Raw genomic sequence first — 279 nt, 5'->3', positions numbered from 1 at the left:
ACGCACCATCGTCACCAACGCCGCCACGAGCCTCACGGCCGCCCGCACCTGATCGGCGTCGCCGTCCAGGGTGATTTCGTTTCCGCGCACGAGAACCTCGACGCGCGGGTACTGCCTCTCGATGGTCTTGAGCAGCCGGTCCTGCGGCCCGAGAAGGCGCACCATGGCCACGCCGTCGACGCGAAACTCGACGTGCTCGCGGTCGCCCGGGGTCGACGCGTCAGAACCGAATCGCGTGCTACTGGCCAAGGGTTCCGGCCGGCAGCGAACCGCCAAGAA

General features: G+C 68.5%; 1 pseudogene. It reads right to left on the bottom strand.

Annotated features, from left to right (window positions below):
* A pseudogene (locus tag FVP33_RS19105) lies at nt 1-249 on the bottom strand (PhoH family protein); the annotation flags it as partial.
* Nucleotides 250-279: the final 30 nt, after the last annotated feature.

The organism is Lacisediminihabitans profunda (genome assembly GCF_008040105.1).
Lineage (GTDB): Bacteria > Actinomycetota > Actinomycetes > Actinomycetales > Microbacteriaceae > Lacisediminihabitans > Lacisediminihabitans profunda.
The sequence above is the reverse complement of the archived record's forward strand: the minus strand, read 5'-3'. Positions and strand labels throughout refer to the sequence as shown.